This window comes from Periweissella ghanensis (assembly GCF_918814755.1).
Taxonomy (GTDB): domain Bacteria; phylum Bacillota; class Bacilli; order Lactobacillales; family Lactobacillaceae; genus Periweissella; species Periweissella ghanensis.
In genome coordinates this window covers 14,609-30,525 of the sequence record NZ_CAKKNT010000014.1, presented here as the reverse complement: position 1 = coordinate 30,525, position 15,917 = coordinate 14,609, and the positions used below count along the sequence as shown (strand labels likewise).

Annotated in this window: 13 protein-coding genes; 4 read left to right on the top strand and 9 right to left on the bottom strand. The window is 40.1% G+C overall.

Annotated elements, in window-relative coordinates; translation table 11 throughout:
• Positions 1–32 precede the first annotated feature (32 nt).
• Positions 33–1,151, top strand: coding sequence for an LCP family glycopolymer transferase (locus LQZ76_RS05845; protein WP_230098820.1), 1,119 nt, complete (start codon positions 33–35; stop codon positions 1,149–1,151).
• 56 nt (positions 1,152–1,207) lie between these two features.
• On the opposite strand, the gene LQZ76_RS05840 is transcribed toward LQZ76_RS05845, so the two are convergent.
• The 7 genes from LQZ76_RS05840 to LQZ76_RS05810 all read right to left on the bottom strand — a co-directional run bounded on the left by LQZ76_RS05840 (position 1,208) and on the right by LQZ76_RS05810 (position 8,756).
• Positions 1,208–2,302 carry a DUF871 domain-containing protein gene (locus LQZ76_RS05840; RefSeq protein ID WP_230098819.1) on the bottom strand — a complete coding sequence of 365 codons (1,095 nt, stop codon included), beginning with the start codon at positions 2,300–2,302 and terminating at the stop codon, positions 1,208–1,210.
• The gene (locus LQZ76_RS05835; protein ID WP_230098818.1) at positions 2,295–3,581 is read right to left on the bottom strand and encodes a PTS sugar transporter subunit IIC; all 1,287 of its coding nucleotides are present in this window, start codon (positions 3,579–3,581) and stop codon (positions 2,295–2,297) included. Before LQZ76_RS05835 ends, LQZ76_RS05840 begins: the two co-directional genes overlap by 8 nt.
• A 209-nt stretch (positions 3,582–3,790) precedes the next feature.
• A complete protein-coding gene (budA, locus tag LQZ76_RS05830) occupies positions 3,791–4,510 on the bottom strand; it encodes an acetolactate decarboxylase (protein ID WP_230098817.1) in 720 nt (239 codons plus the stop codon).
• Between the two features lie 97 nt (positions 4,511–4,607).
• The gene (rlmD, locus tag LQZ76_RS05825; RefSeq protein ID WP_230098816.1) at positions 4,608–6,071 is read right to left on the bottom strand and encodes a 23S rRNA (uracil(1939)-C(5))-methyltransferase RlmD; all 1,464 of its coding nucleotides are present in this window, start codon (positions 6,069–6,071) and stop codon (positions 4,608–4,610) included.
• A 162-nt stretch (positions 6,072–6,233) separates the two neighbouring features.
• On the bottom strand, positions 6,234–7,082 hold the full coding sequence (locus tag LQZ76_RS05820; protein ID WP_230098815.1) for an aldo/keto reductase: 849 nt from the start codon (positions 7,080–7,082) through the stop codon (positions 6,234–6,236).
• Positions 7,083–7,193: 111 nt separating this feature from the next.
• Entirely contained in the window at positions 7,194–7,880 is a 687-nt protein-coding gene (locus LQZ76_RS05815) for an amino acid ABC transporter permease (RefSeq protein ID WP_230098814.1), read from the bottom strand.
• A gap of 81 nt (positions 7,881–7,961) precedes the next feature.
• On the bottom strand, positions 7,962–8,756 hold the full coding sequence (locus LQZ76_RS05810) for a transporter substrate-binding domain-containing protein (RefSeq protein WP_230098813.1): 795 nt from the start codon (positions 8,754–8,756) through the stop codon (positions 7,962–7,964).
• Between the two features lie 232 nt (positions 8,757–8,988).
• On the opposite strand from LQZ76_RS05810, the gene LQZ76_RS05805 reads away from it, so the two are divergent.
• Positions 8,989–10,983, top strand: a complete 1,995-nt coding sequence (locus tag LQZ76_RS05805) for an ABC transporter ATP-binding protein/permease (protein ID WP_230098812.1) — start codon at positions 8,989–8,991, stop codon at positions 10,981–10,983.
• Between the two features lie 83 nt (positions 10,984–11,066).
• On the opposite strand, the gene LQZ76_RS05800 is transcribed toward LQZ76_RS05805, so the two are convergent.
• A complete protein-coding gene (locus LQZ76_RS05800) occupies positions 11,067–11,975 on the bottom strand; it encodes a LysR family transcriptional regulator (RefSeq protein WP_230098811.1) in 909 nt (302 codons plus the stop codon).
• 92 nt (positions 11,976–12,067) lie between these two features.
• A complete protein-coding gene (locus LQZ76_RS05795; RefSeq protein ID WP_230098810.1) occupies positions 12,068–13,381 on the bottom strand; it encodes an NCS2 family permease in 1,314 nt (437 codons plus the stop codon).
• 291 nt (positions 13,382–13,672) lie between these two features.
• Here LQZ76_RS05795 and purR point away from each other — a divergent pair, with 291 nt between their 5' ends.
• Together purR and glmU are read left to right on the top strand one after the other, a co-directional pair.
• Positions 13,673–14,506 (top strand): pur operon repressor, encoded by an 834-nt coding sequence (purR, locus tag LQZ76_RS05790; protein ID WP_230098809.1) that lies wholly within the window; start codon positions 13,673–13,675, stop codon positions 14,504–14,506.
• A 22-nt stretch (positions 14,507–14,528) separates the two neighbouring features.
• A complete protein-coding gene (gene glmU, locus LQZ76_RS05785; protein ID WP_230098808.1) occupies positions 14,529–15,917 on the top strand; it encodes a bifunctional UDP-N-acetylglucosamine diphosphorylase/glucosamine-1-phosphate N-acetyltransferase GlmU in 1,389 nt (462 codons plus the stop codon).

Below are 15,917 nucleotides of genomic sequence, written 5' to 3'. Positions count from 1 at the left end.
CTCCTAAAGTATAGAAAGAATAGGAATTAGTAATGGAAAACCAAACTAATGATAACCAAATTCCAAGTCGGACACGGAATCATAATAGTCAAAATAATAATACACCTAAAAAGCCAAAGAAAAAGCATACAGCCTTAAAGGTTATTATTACAGTTATTGTCTTGTTATTACTCGGTGGTGGTGTCTTTGCGTATAACACTTACCGGAATGCACGGAATGCACTTGATCAGACCTATAATCCACTTGCCAAAGGCTTTAAACCTGCGCGGGACGTTTCAGACGTCTTGAAGCAAGGACGCCCATTCTCAATTTTATTAATGGGAACGGATACTGGTGATTTTGGTCGGTCATATACCGGTCGGACCGATTCATTAATTCTAGCAACGGTTAACCCTAAAGACAAAACGACAACAATGATGTCATTACCACGGGACTGGATGATTTCAATTCCTGGTAGTGAAGCATATGGCCTTCAAAAGTTAAATGCCGCTTATGAATTTCCATTGGATGGTAAAGCCCACCCTGAAAGTGCTATTTCAGCTGTGCAAGATTTATTGAATGTGCCGATTGACTTTTATGCTGTGGTTAACATGGGTGGTTTGATTAAAACGGTTGATAAAGTTGGTGGGGTGGACGTTGTATCACCACTTTCATTTAACTTTGCTGGTTACACTTTTATCAAGGGTCAAAAGTACCACTTATACGGTAACAAAGCACTCCAATTCTCACGGATGCGTGATCAAGATCCGCAAGGAGACTATGGTCGTCAAATGCGTCAACGTTTGATTTTAACCGCTTTATTGAAAAAATCTGATAAGGTGCAAAGTTTATTTACACCAGGATTCTTTGATTCTATCTCAAGTAACATTCGGACTAATTTATCATTTAATGACATCATGACGTTAGTCGCCAACTACCGATCAGCTAAAGATGACATTACTTCAACAAATATCCAAGGAATTCAATACTTGTACCGTGGACAATCATTCCAAGTAGTATCACCAAGTGCGCAACAAACTGCCACTGATACATTACGTAAATCACTTGATTTAAGTCCTGCTAATACTGGAACGCGCTTCTCAAGTAGCACGCCAGGTCCCGCAGCAGCCAATATTCCAAGTTATTCACAAATCCAAGCATCTGGCCAATAAATATCAATTAAAAAGCCCCCTGACATTTGTCAGAGGGCTTTTTGTTAGTTAAATAACTAATTTTGGCGCTGTAATTTGAAATTGTGCCAAGGATGGAGGAATTTCAATAAAACTTCCGCACTTGGATCAATATGACCAACTAAATTATAGTGAGTATCATTGGGAAACGGTTGTAAGACAACTTGTAGTTCACCTTTGTATTGGCCGAAATTATCATTACCAATGATGATATCCCCGCGTTTAAAGGTAGTAGGTGCGGTGGTAGCCGGAATTGATGTTTGGCGGTATTTAACTCGTGGTTGGCTTGAACGAATCATGTAATCAGAGAAATCCCCGCGGTATTGATGCAATTCTTCAAAGGCAATCGTTGCTTCAACATCACTAAGCTTATCGGCTACAATAACCGGCAATGCCAACGTTGGTTCTTTAAAGACGCTACTTGCTAAGGCTAAATCAGCCTCACTCACTAAGGAGCTACTGATGATGATGTCATCAATTAAATTAGTAGCTTTTAAGAACCGAATTTGCGTGGCCAAATCCATGGTGCGTTCGCGTTCAGCGGTCACCATTAAAGCGGCAAAGGGCCAAGGACCAACTGAACCAGACGTTGTATCAACAAAAGCCGCCGTAGTTAATTGATATTTTTTATACTGTGCAGAAGTTGCTAATAAGTAATCATCGCCTAAACCGGAATATGGTTGGGGATAAAAGTTATGACAACCGGTCAAATTATGGCGGTTAGCCCCAAAATCCATAATCATATCGATATAGTGTTGGCCACGTGAAATATTAATTTCAATCTTGATATTATAGGGATTTTGGGTCATTAAAGCTTCTTCATGACCTGTAAAACCTTCATCCAAACGGACCGCCGCGACCCCTAAATCAGCGAAAAAGGCGAGATCATTGGCTTCAATGCCGATTTCATGTAGGACGGCTGGATTAACATCAATACTTGTTTCAAAGCCTAAGGTGTTACCATATTGAATGATAGCCTTAAAGTCAGCAACGGTTGCTTCAATTGAATCACGTACTTCCAGCATTGAAGTGAAAATACGCCGATAACCTAAGGCAGCAGCCTTATCAAGATAAGCTTGCATGTCAGCGAAAGTTGATTTTGAGGGATAAATTGAAACTCCAAGTTTAGGCATTTTCAACCTCTTTCTTTTGTTGATCTAAATCAATAATTTTAACAAATGGAAGGTATAATAACGTATCCAAAATAAGTAAGATAATTTGTAAAACGGCGCCAGAAATATGTGAACCGGTCGCTAAGAAGCCAGAAATAATTGGTGGCATCGTCCAAGGAATAACAATCCCAACGGTGGCATGGACAATTCCAGTGCTCATTGCAACATAGGCAATGATGGCGTTTAAAGCAGGTACAATTAAGAATGGAATTAATAACTTAACATTTAAGACGACCGGAATCCCAAACATGGTGGGTTCATTAATATTAAAAATTCCAGGCGCAGTAATTAAGCCCCGTAAAGTCTTAAATTGGGTACTCTTAGCAACTAACCAAAATGAAATTACTAATCCAATTGTGGCACCACCACCACCAATATATACAAATAAATCCATAAATGGTTGCGTAACAATGTGTGGCATCACGGCATTGGCATTTTTGGCGTACACTTTGGCATTATCTGCCATTAAACCAAGCCAGATTGGTGACATAATGGCCCCAGTTAAGTTACCACCATGAATCCCAATAAACCAGAAGAGTGAAGTTAACATCGCAACGATAATCGCGCCAATTAATGAGCCCCCAAAGGCTGATAATGGTTTACCTAAAATAACTTGTAGAATTTGGTGAATGTCATGGAATGGGGTGGCAGCTAGGCCGGCGTATACGAGGCCCCAGAAGATAATAATGACAAAACCAGGAATCAAAGCGGCAAACGAACTAGCCACAGCTGGTGGGACCCCATCGGGCATCTTTATTTGAACGTGGTGTTTAACAAACCAGCCAAAAATTTTAGTGGTTAATAAACTAACTAAGATGGCAGCAAATAAACCGGAAGCACCTAAATAGTTGTAACCGATTCCTTCAACCATATCTTTTGTTACAATACTTGGCGTTAATAGGATATAGCTGGCTAGAGCCAAAATCCCATTTGAAACGGGATCAATTTTAAGTGATTGGGCATAGCGATAGGCAATCCCAAAAACGGAAACAATCCCCATTAAACCAAAGGAAGCGTTGTTGACTTTAACTAACCAGTTAAAAATCCCGGTTGCAATTAGCCAATTTTTAAAACTATCAATGGCAAATCCATTCGCGATTAACAACGCCAATGAACCGACAATGATGAGCGGCATTGAAAGTGCAATCCCGTCACGAATGGCATTTAACGCACGATTGGCTGCTAATTTTGAGCCAATCGGGGTTAAATACTTTTCAAGAAACTTAGTAATGTTGTCCATAGTGTACATTTTCCTTTCTTGTAATACTTTAATTGTAAGCGTTTACAAAGAAAATGTTAAGTATTTTTTTAAATTAAATTAATGATTTTATAAGAATTTAGAAAGATAAAAAGTAACCGTCCTTGATAAGGTAACGATCCTAGGGTTAATAAAATCAAAGGTACAAAAAAATCCTTGCTGTTAAGCAAGGATTTTTTAATTGGTAGCAATTAATCTTGGAAACCTTCTGATTCTTCGATAGCAGCTTTAAGCGTTGCTAAATCATTTTCGTGATTACGGAATTCCGGATCATTGATTGGGAAGTGTTGTTCAATTCCATCAAAGATTTCAAAGGTTCCGTCAAGATCAGAACCAACAAAGCTTAAGAGGTGGCCCCCAAATTGGTGATCATCGCTTAAGAAGTGTAAGTGCCAACCAGCGGCGGTAATGTTACCAAATAATTCTGGGGCATAGTATCCAACAATTGTTCCCGTGACATCTTCTGTGTCAAAGATTGGTTGGTTTTTAGTAACGGCCAACAAGCTTGGGTAAGGTTTTTCTTGTTTAGGGGCAACACGAACCTTAACAGCATTAAAGTGACCGTGAAGCTTAATCGTTGCAAAAACGTTTTTCAAGTTTTTGTCAGCGGCAAAAGTTTGGTTTAAGAGGGCAAAATCAGCCTTGGCTAACGTCAATGGTTGTTCATTCTCAGATGGGGTGTGCACAGAAGCAAATGGTAATGTAGTGTTCATATCAGTAATGTGATTAACAGTCCCCGTTTGGTCAACTTGGTAAACATCGTTATCAAGAATAATAACTTCACCATCTAAACCGGTGAAAGTTCCTAAACCATAACTACCGTGCTTAAGTAGTTCGGTCAAAGTGATGGTACCGTCTAATTTAGCGGCAATTAAAACTTCGATGGTACTGTGTTCAAATAAATTACTCATTGTGTTGCTCCTCTTAGATAGTCGTTTAAGTAAAGGGTACACGATAAAATACGTATATCATGTGCCTTTAATAGTATAGCTTGTTTTTGTTGTTAAATTAGTCTTTACGAGTAAATTTAACAATTGCTTCAACCCGTGCCGTTTGTGGGAACATATCAATTGATTGAATGTATTCCACATTGTAGACCTTAACTAGGTCAACTAAGTCACGAGCCAATGTTGATGGATTACATGAAATGTAGACAAATTTTTTCGGTTTAACATCTAAAATGGTCGTCCGTAATTGTTCATCTAAACCAGTTCGTGGTGGATCGACGATAATAGCATCCGGAATCCAACCGTCAGCAACCCAGTTAGGAATGAGGTATTCGGCTTCACCGACAAAGTATTCCGCGTTAGTAATACCATTTAGCTTAGTATTCCGGTTGGCATCGGCAATCGCTTCGGGGACCGTATCCATCCCGCGCACTTCACCAACTTTATCAGCAATCGCAATCCCAAGGGTCCCGATACCAGAATAGGCATCGACTAGGCGATCAGCAGATGTTAAATCAAGGGCATCAAGGGCTTCGCGGTAAAGGCGGGCCGTTTGTTTTGGATTAAGTTGTAAGAACGCGCGCGGTGAAAGCTCGAAAAACTTACCATTAATTTGTTCAGTGATGTATTTTTTACCATCTAAGTGGACCGTTTCGGGGCCCCAAATTAATGAAGTTTTCTCAGGATTAATATTTTGATTAATTGAGGTAACTTGCGGTAATTTTTCGTGAATTGCCGTTAGCAAGGCCCGAAGTTGTGGGAATTTCTTTGAAATCGTCACAAAAGTAACTTGGACTTCACCAGAATATTCTGATACCCGGACGATGATTGACTTAAGAATTCCTGAATCAGCCCGTTCATCATATATTGGAATACTTAAAGTTTCCAATATCGAACGAATCCCACGCATAACCTTCATCGTAGCGGGGTGTTGGGTAGCAACATCGGGTAAATCAACTAGATCATGCGTACCAATTTTAAACATCCCAACAGCAATCCGGTCATCAATCATCCGAACCGGGAATTGGGCTTTATTACGGTAGTGATAAGGGTTGTTCATCCCGATGGTTGGCAAAAGTTTGAATTTGTTAAAACCACGCGGCTTGAACTTTTCTAAAGCTTGCTCAATAACGTCAACTTTATAATCAAGTTGCGCTTGATAATCCATGTGTTCAAGATCAAAACCACCGACTAAGCCCGCGTATTGGTCACGTGGGGTTACGCGGTTAGGTGAAAATTCACGGACTTTGTGAATTTTAGCCACGAGATAGTGGGGTTCAATATCAGTAACTTCAGCAATCACCACTTCATCGGGTAAAGCACCGGGAACAAAAGTAATCTTACGTTTGTAATAACCGATTCCTTCACCGTTAATCCCTAAACGTTTAATTGTTAAGGGGAAGCGTTGACCAATTTCAACGGTTGGTTCAACAGCCGGTTGGGTTGGTTGCTGGGGGCGACGTTTAAACGGTGGCCGGCTAGGACGCGCGGGTCGTTTATTATTATTGTTGTTAGAATAAGCCATAAAAACTCCTCATTAGAGATACAAAGTTCAATTAAGAACAGCTACGCCAAAAGGCAAATAAGTTACTTGTTTAGTATAACGCGATTTCGCCTAGCTTAGCGAATGATTTACAAGAAATCTATTTTAGCAATAAAAAAAGCGTCCAAGACGCTTTTTTTATTGTTAAAATTCAACTTGATCAGCTTCTTTGTGGAAGCCAAACTTACCGTGTAGACCGTCAATAACGGCAGTATCTTCAGCGCTAAGTTCAAAGTCAAAGAGTTGACCGTTTTCAATAATCCGTTCAGTGTGGGTTGACTTTGGAAGGGGTAAGAACCCTTTATCCAAACTCCAACGAAGGACCACTTGGGCGACCGTTTTGTTTAACCGATCAGCCACGGCTTGAACTTCTGGTAAGTCAAAAATAGCCCCAGTTCCAAGTGGTGAGTACGCTTCGTTTAAGATGTTGTGGGCATTATCAAAAGCAACAACTTCATCTTCAGTATCTGAAGGGTTTAAGAATAATTGGTTAACCATTGGTTTGATAGTTGCAGTTTTGAAAAGTTCTTCTAAGTGATGAACTTGGAAGTTTGAAACCCCAATGGCCCGAGCTTTCCCATCATTGTAGGCTTCTTCCATGGCGCGCCAAGTATCAGCATTACGTTGTTGCCATTCGTTACGGAACGCAACGGGATTTGGCCAGTGAATCAAGTATAAATCAACATAGTCTAAACCTAACTTTTGCAATGATAATGCCAAAGCAGCTTGAGCTTGGGCATAACCATGATCAGCATTCCAAAGCTTAGTGGTAACAAATAATTCGTTGCGGGCAATGCCTGAATCAGCAATTGCCCGGCCAACAGATTCTTCATTACCATAAAAGGCCGCCGTATCAATATGACGGTAACCAGCGTTTAAAGCGTCTAAAGTTGCTTGATAAGCCACATCCCCATCAGGAGTTTGCCATGTACCAAACCCAACAACGGGAATTTTAACATCGTTTGCAAGCGTAAATGTATCCGTAAGTGTCATTAAAAATAACCTCGATTCTTCATTTAATACTCATATCTTAGCATTAATAAGGCTTAAAATACATAAATGCTATTAATTAATAAGTAAACTTTACAATCACCAAGCACATGCTTAATGTGCCAATTCATATGATTGGAACTTAGTTTCCATAATTTTTTGGCCTTTAGAAAGGATGGTTGAGAAGAGGGCATACACGACCGCCGCCACAATATACGTATCCAAAATTTGGAAGTTTGTGGCCGCGGTTTCTTGTGCAACTTGCATAATTTCAATTAATGAAATCGTTGAGGCCAATGAAGTATCTTTAACAAGGGCAATAAATGAGTTACTCAAAGGTGGCACGGCAATGCGGAAGGCTTGGGGCAAGATAACGTATAAGAACGTTGTTTTGGTCCCCATCCCTAGTGAACGGGCTGCTTCAAATTGACCCTTAGGCACCCCACCAATGGCACCACGAATTGTTTCAGATGTATAGGCTCCCGTATTGAGGGTAAACCCAATAATGGCAGCAGGCCACACGCCTAAACTGAGACTTGGAAAGGCTTTGGGAATTCCATAGAAAATAATGTATAGTTGGAGCAACATGGGCGTGCTGCGAAAAAGCCAAATATAGAAGCGATTAATTTGTTGGATAAACCACATTGGTGTTAAACGTTTGACATCGGCTAAACTAATGAAGGCGGATAAAGTACCGACAATTAAGCTCAAAATAAACGTAATAATTGCCAAAGGAACAGTTGTTTTAAGACCAATAATCAAAAATTGAAAAAAATGATCTTTAAAAATTTCAAGTAACATAGGTGATCCTTTCAGAGTTGAATATGGGATTATATGGAAAAATGCTTACAGTGAATGGTCATTGTAAGCATTTGAGTATTATTATTTTTTCGTTACATCAGTCCCAAAGAATTGGAGTGAAAGCTTACGTACAGTACCATTAGCTTCAAGTTTTTTAAGAGCTTTGTCTAACTTAGCTTTTAATTCAGGATTATTTTTGCTAAGGACCCCAGCAACAGTTTCAGTTGGGATTTCTTTACTTGCATCAAGCGTCGTTAAATCAGTATTTGGATTAGCTTGCTTGAAGCCGTAGAAAGCTTCACGTGAGTTAAATGCTCCTTTAGCTTGACCAGATTCAATTAATGAAATTGCTTCTGAGAAACCAGGTACCGCAACTACGGAAGCACCAAGCTTTTGCGCAGCCCGACCATTTTCAGTCGTCAAGTCACCAGCAATCTTAAGGCCTTTAATATCACCAGCATTTTTAATGCTTGAACCCTTTTTAACGATTAATACTGACTTGCTGTACAAGTATGGCACCGTATAGGCGTAACTTTTGGCACGTTGGGCAGAAACCGTTACGTTATTGAAGACGGCATCATATTTGTGTGCATCGAGTCCAGCAATTAATGAATCCCATTTTGATTGCACAAAGACGGGCTTAAGACCAAGTTCTTTAGCTAAATCACGTGATAATTCAACTTCAAAACCAGTTAACTTACCATCTTTATGGTAGCTGTAAGGTGCATATGTTCCCTCAAGCCCAATGGTAAGTTTCCCACTTTGGATAGTGTGGTCCTTGTTGTTGGCCGCTTGTTGGTTACCACAAGCCGCTAACGTGACTCCAGTGACAACAACAGCAGCAAGTAATAATAATTTCTTAAAACGAAAATGCATCTTAAAATCTCCTCTATAAAGTATAGTATGGTTTGGTTAAACAATAAAAGCAAATTCTATGATATCCCATAAAGTTATTAAAAGTCAATAAAATTAGTTATTTTTAGTAAGTAGGCATAATTAAAAGTGGCATTATTAATACCTAATAGGTAAAATAAACAATGATTTGATATTTTTAAAGTATAATAGAGCTATGACATACTTAACAAGCTATAGGAGAGGAGCATAAGGCATGGCATTTTTAGCATTACAAGATATTCGTAAATCGTACTATCTTGGTAAAGAAGAGTTTCCCGTCTTGAAAGGGATTGATTTAGCTTTTGAACGGGGGGAGTTTGTCTCAATTCTAGGTGAAAGTGGTGGTGGTAAATCTACTCTAATGAACATATTAGGGGGCCTAGATCATAATTTTACAGGGGATGTAATTGTTAATGGTCAATCGCTCAAAGGCGCCAAAGAGAAAGACTTTGATCAATATCGCCGACAAACGATTGGCTTTATTTTCCAATCATTTAACTTGATTAGTCATTTAACGGTCTTAGAAAATGTATTGATTTCGCTTAAAATGACGACGTTAAGTAGCAAAGAACAAGAAAAACGAGCTTTGGAATTACTTGATCAAGTCGGCTTGAGCGAGCACGTTAAGAAACACCCTAATCAACTTTCTGGGGGGCAAAAACAACGGGTCGCGATTGCCCGCGCGCTTGCTAGTGATCCAGAAGTAATTATTGCCGATGAACCAACCGGAGCTTTGGATGCCCAAAATACGCAAGAAGTGCTAGAAATTTTGGATGGAATTGCTAAATCCGGTAAATTGGTGATTGCCGTTACCCACTCGCAAGCCGTTGCTGACTTTGGTACTCGGATTGTCCATTTGGCTGATGGTAAAATTGATGGTGATACGACTAATCGTGAAAAATACACGACTGAAGAAACAGCCAAATTAATTCCTTCACGGCCATTGTCATACTTTGCCAATGTCCGGATGGCATGGGAACATGTCCGTTATAACATTAAACGTAACTTATTGATTATTTTTGGTGGCTCAATTGGGATTTTTGCCGTGATTCTATTTTTAGGTTTAGGTAATGGGATTAAAGGTTACATGAATCAACAGATTACATCATTAGTTAATCCTAAAACGATTACCTTAAATAAGCCAATCCCAACGGGGGCGGCCGCTGCTAAAACGAATCCGAGTCACTATGAATTAACGAATGCCGATTTACAAAAGGTACAAAAGGTTAAACATATTGATGAAGCGAACTTAGCTTACTTACTTTCTAATGCCAGTTTACAACTCGGTAACGGTAAAAAGGCCGCTACCCAAATTATGACTTGGAACGCAACTTTGAAAGACCAAAAAATTGTGGCTGGTCATCAAGCAAGTGGGAATCAAATTTTACTTTCAAAAGCCGATGCTCAAGCAATTCAAAAGAACTACAAAGCTTTAGTTGGGAAAACTCTTAACTTACGTTTTGTTGATCCTGTTGCGGCGGCTAAAGCCCAATTAGCGAGTGCTCAATTTGGGGGTCAAACTCCACCGGGCATGGCGGCACCACGAACGATTGAAGTGACAATTAAAGTTGCCGGAATTCTTGATGGTGGGGCCTCATCAATGTCATTGGCGAACATGAAACAAATTTTTGCGAATAACAAAATTACTTTCAAAGCTAATTTCTTAGCAGTTGATGTTGATAGCTTAAACGATGTTAAACAAGTTTCTAAAGACTTAAAAGCGCTTAAAGGTAGTGATGGTAAAGCGTTGTATGAAGTCCGTAGTGTGGGTTCAATCCTTGATACTATTAACACCTACATCTCGCTTGCTGCTAATATTTTAGCGGCCATTGCCGGGATTTCATTACTCGTATCAGCGATTATGATTATCGTGGTCTTGTATATTTCAGTTTCAGAACGGACTAAAGAAATTGGGATTTTACGTGCACTTGGTGGTCGTAAAAAGGATATTAGTCGTTTGTTCACGGCTGAAGCGTTCTTTATTGGGGCGTTTAGTGCCATCCTCGGATTAGTCTTTGCTTATATTATGCAAACGGTTATTAATCTTGGGGTTCACAGTTTGATTAATTATCCAATTGTTAACTTTAGTCTTGGTAATGTTATTTTTGCCATGATTATTAGTATCGTAATTAGTCTCTTAGCTGCCGCTGCACCATCGCACGTAGCCGCACGCTTAGACCCAATTCAAAGTTTAGCTGCTGGTGATTAATCATTAGCGAAAGCACGTTAACTTAAAAAAGACAACGCCAGTAGTGATTTAGATCACTGCCGGCGTTGTCTTTTTTTGTAAGCTTAGTGGGACCATAATAAATCATGGGGATACTGAGCGAGCATAAACGTGAGAATTTGGGCGAGCATGGCTTTAACAACCGGGGAACTCGCTTGGCTTTTAGGGGTGGCCACAACAAGTGTCCGGAAGACATCTTGGTCAAACGCATACACGTTAACTTTGTCATGATAATCCGGGAAACTCGTTAGTGATAAGGCTGGTAAAATCCCAAAACCAAGACCAGATTCAACCATGGCAATGATACTTGGGTCATCAATTGTATAGGTTAGTGAGTTAGAAGTAACTTTATATTGATCCAAGGTGGCTTTAGTAGCCCGATCATAATCGGATTCTTGTAGAATAAAGGTTTTATCCCGTAAATCATGTTCAGTGACAAATTGCGCATTCTGGGGCCGAAAATCTTTGGGGGCCACGGTAAATAAAGTATCTAAAATAAGCGGATAGGTAACCAATTGCGCATCAACGGGTAGAGCGGTGAAACCAATATCTAATTGGCCTTGCCGGAGTTTTTCGGCAATATCGTTCAAACTGCCTTGCACGAGTTGAATGGTAATTTCAGGATAGGACCGTCTAAATTGTTGTAAAATTGTGGGTAACCATTGCACTGACGCGGAACTAAAGGCACCAATGCGTAAGGTACCACGAACTAAACCATTGATGTTATCGATTTCTTGGTGTAAGCGATTTTCAGCGTTCAAAACTTCACGTACGTACGGTAAAATTTGTTGGGCATTCGGAGTTAGGGTACTCCCGTTGCGGTTTCGAATGAACAACGGAAAACCGAGTTCATGTTCTAGTTGGGCAATCGCATGGCTGACAGCAGATGGCGTAATATTTAACCGCTCAGCTGCTTGATAATAAGTTTTCGTTTCGGCCACCGTTGCAAAAATTTGATAAGGATAAATCGCCATTGCTAATACCTCGGACAAGAGTAATTTAATTAATTGTACTAAAAAAGTTCCTGAAATAATTAATTTCGGGAACTTTTTGTGTTGTAAAAGCTTTATTTAGTGTTCATCACATAGAAGAAGAGGACAAAGACTGCAAATAATATCCACATGACAAGGTTGACTTCTTTACCACGTTTAGCAGCAATCATTGTGATTGGGAAGGCAAACATTCCTAAGGCAATCCCATCAGAAATTGAGTAAGTCAATGGCATACCGATAACGATCAAGAATGCTGGGATCCCAATTTCAAGTTTAGTCCATTCGATACCGGCTAAGTTAGAAGCCATCAAGACCCCAACTACGATTAACGCTGGTGCGGTAACTTGAACTGTAAAGACGCTTAAAAGGGGTGAGAAAAGCATTGAGAATAAGAAGAAAATCCCAACAAAGACAGAAGTTAAACCAGTTCGACCACCAACAGCAATTCCGGCTGATGATTCAATGAAAGTTGACGTAGGTGATGTTCCAAGAATTGAACCAAGTAAAACTGATGAAGAATCCGCAAACAATGCGCGACCAACGCGAGGCATTTCACCTTTTTCATCAATAAAGCCCGCTTGTTCAGCCAAGCCAATTAATGTTCCGGCCGTATCAAAGAATGCAACAAGGAGGAATGTTAAGACAACAATTAATAATTGGACGGAGTTGATGTTACCAATGTGGGTAATTCCCGCACCAAAAGTTGGCTTTAAACTTGGAGCTAATGAAACGATGCCGCTGGGCGCTTTAATTAAACCAGTTACTAAACCAAGAATGGCCGTAAGCACCATCCCGATAAAGATTGAAGCAGGGACGCGTTTAACAACTAAAATGAATGACACGATTAAACCAAAGATGGTTAGCCATGTAGTAGGGGTTGCTAATGAACCAAGGGCCACCATAGTAGCAGGGTTTGAAACAATCAAGCCACCTTGGTGTAAACCGATAAAGGCAATGAATAAACCAATTCCGGCCGCAATGGCTAATTTTAAATCACGAGGGATGGCATTAATAACGACTTCACGAACCTTAAAGAACGTTAAAACCATAAAAATAATGGCTGAAAGAAAAACCCCGGCCATCGCAGTTTGCCAAGGAATTTTCATGCCAATAACGACTGAGTAGGCGAAAAAGGCGTTCATTCCAAGACCAGGTGCAATGGCAATTGGGTAATTTGCCAAAATTCCCATCATGATAGTCCCAAAGGCAGAGGCGATGGCCGTGGCCGTAAAGATGGCCCCTTTATCCATGCCGGCAGCACCGAGAACAGTTGGATTAACGAACAAGATGTAGGCCATCGCGAAGAAGGTTGTTAAACCAGCAATGAATTCGCGACGGACAGTTGAGCCTTCCTCTTTAAGGCGGAAGTAGCGTGAAATGCTTTCCATAATTGAATTATACCTCATAAAATGTTTTGGTTTGAATAATGAATAACTATATAATAGCACATATTAATACTAAATCAACCTAAAATCCGAACTTAATTGACTTTTATTTTGTTAATAGTTCGAATTTAGTCTAGGTAAGCCGAATAATAAACGTGTGATGATAGTAAATTTAAAAGTATTCATCAGAAAAGAGTTATAAGAATAGCTTTTCCGAACGTTCGTGATATAATGGTATAAGTAGATTAATTAAATGAAAATGTTAAGATAAAAATTAAAAGTGAGGAACATTTTATGAAAACTAGACGTGCAGATCGCCTTGTTGATATGACAGACTACTTATTAAATCGGCCCCGTAAATTGGTTTCGCTAACTCATTTTGCCGAACGTTACGATTCCGCTAAATCATCAATCTCAGAAGATTTAGCCATCTTAAAGCGGGCTTTCCATGAACGTGGAATTGGTCTTTTAGAAACTTTACCTGGCGCTGCTGGGGGGGCACGTTTTGTACCGTACATGTTACAAGGTGAAGCCGACGAATTTATCAACGAACTAGTTACAGAAGTTAGCGATGAAACACGCGTATTGCCAGGTGGCTATGTATTTTTATCTGACTTACTAGGTCGACCAGATATTTTACGCCGGGTTGGTCGCTTGATTGCAACACAATACATCAATGTTGAAATTGATGCGGTTATGACAGCGGCAACTAAAGGGGTACCAATGGCCCAAGCGGTGGCTACAGAATTAAATGTCCCATTTGTGATTGTGCGGAATGACTCAAAAATCACGGAAGGACCAACTATGTCAGTAAACTACTTGACGGGTTCATCAAAACGTGTGGAAAAAATGGAATTATCACGGCGTTCATTACCAACTGGCTCACGTGTGTTAGTTGTCGATGATTTTATGAAAGCTGGTGGTACAATTAAAGGGATGATGAGTTTAATCGGCGAATTTGAGGGAACTGTCGTTGGGGCGGCTGTTTTTGCCGAAGGCCGCGTTAGTGAACGAGTTGTTGATAAATACACATCATTGATTCATGTTGATACATTAACTTCTGATGGTGCGGGGATTACTGTGGCACCGGGTAACTATCAAAGTGAAATCTACACAACCGAATTATAAAACAAACTAAAGGAAACAAGTTATGACTAGAAATGCAATCATTTTGGCGGCCGGAATGGGTTCGCGGATGAAATCAAAATTATATAAAGTGTTGCAACCGGTTGCTGGTAAAGCGATGGTTGATCACGTTTTAACTGAAATTGAAGCTACGAATGTCGATCATGTTGTGACTGTGATTGGTCATGGAGCAGATGCTGTTAAACAACTACTAGGAACACGGACCGAATACGCGATACAAGCGGAACAGTTAGGGACTGGTCATGCTGTCTTACAAGCCCAAGCGTTATTAGGGACCTATGATGGGACAACTTTAATTGCCAGTGGGGATTCACCACTATTTACCGCTGAAACTTTTAATAAATTGTATGCTGAACATGAAAAAGCTGGTAATGCGGTGACGGTGTTAAGTTCTAAAGCTCCCGATCCATTTGGCTATGGCCGGATTATTCGCGATGCCAATGGGAATGTTGCAAAAATTGTCGAACAAAAAGATGCGACGGTGGCCGAACAAGCAGTTGATGAAATTAGTACCGGGGTATTTGTTTTTGATAATCAATTGTTATTTGCATCCCTTGCCCAAGTTACTAATGATAATGCCCAAGGTGAATACTACTTACCAGACACTTTAGAAATTTTAAAAGCCGCTGGCCATACTGTCGGTGCGTACCAAATGAGTGATTTTACTGAAAGTATGGGGGTTAATGACCGGGTTGCCTTGGCGGCAGCTAACCTAGCGATGCGCGAACGCATTAATGAAAAGCACATGCGCAATGGGGTAACGTTGATTGATCCGACAAGTACTTATATTGATGCGGATGTCGTAATTGGTAACGATACAACGATTGAACCCAATGTTTATCTTAAAGGCCAAACCGTTATTGGGAGTGATGTTTATATCACAAGTGGTTCAACGGTGATTGATTCAACGATTGAAGATAACGTGACGATTACTTCATCACAAATTGAAGAATCAGTAATGCGGGCCGGTTCAAACTGCGGTCCATTTGCACACTTGCGCCCTAAGAGTGATATTGGTCAAGATGTCCACATTGGTAACTTTGTCGAAACTAAAAAAGTTGTTATCGGTAAAGGGACAAAAGTTGGTCATTTAACTTATGTGGGGGATGCCACGTTAGGTGAAGATATCAATATTGGTGCCGGGACAATTTTTGTTAACTATGATGGCGTTAATAAATTCCATACAACAATTGGTGATCACGCCTTTATTGGTTCAAATACGAAAATTATTGCACCAGTAACAATTGGTGACCATGCCATTACGGCAGCTGGGTCAACGATTACTGATAATATTCCGGCCAAGGCGCTTGGAATTGCACGTAGTCGGCAAACGACGAAGCCTGATTTTTGGGCACGGACGCCACAAGGCAAAAAAGATGAAGGACAACAATAA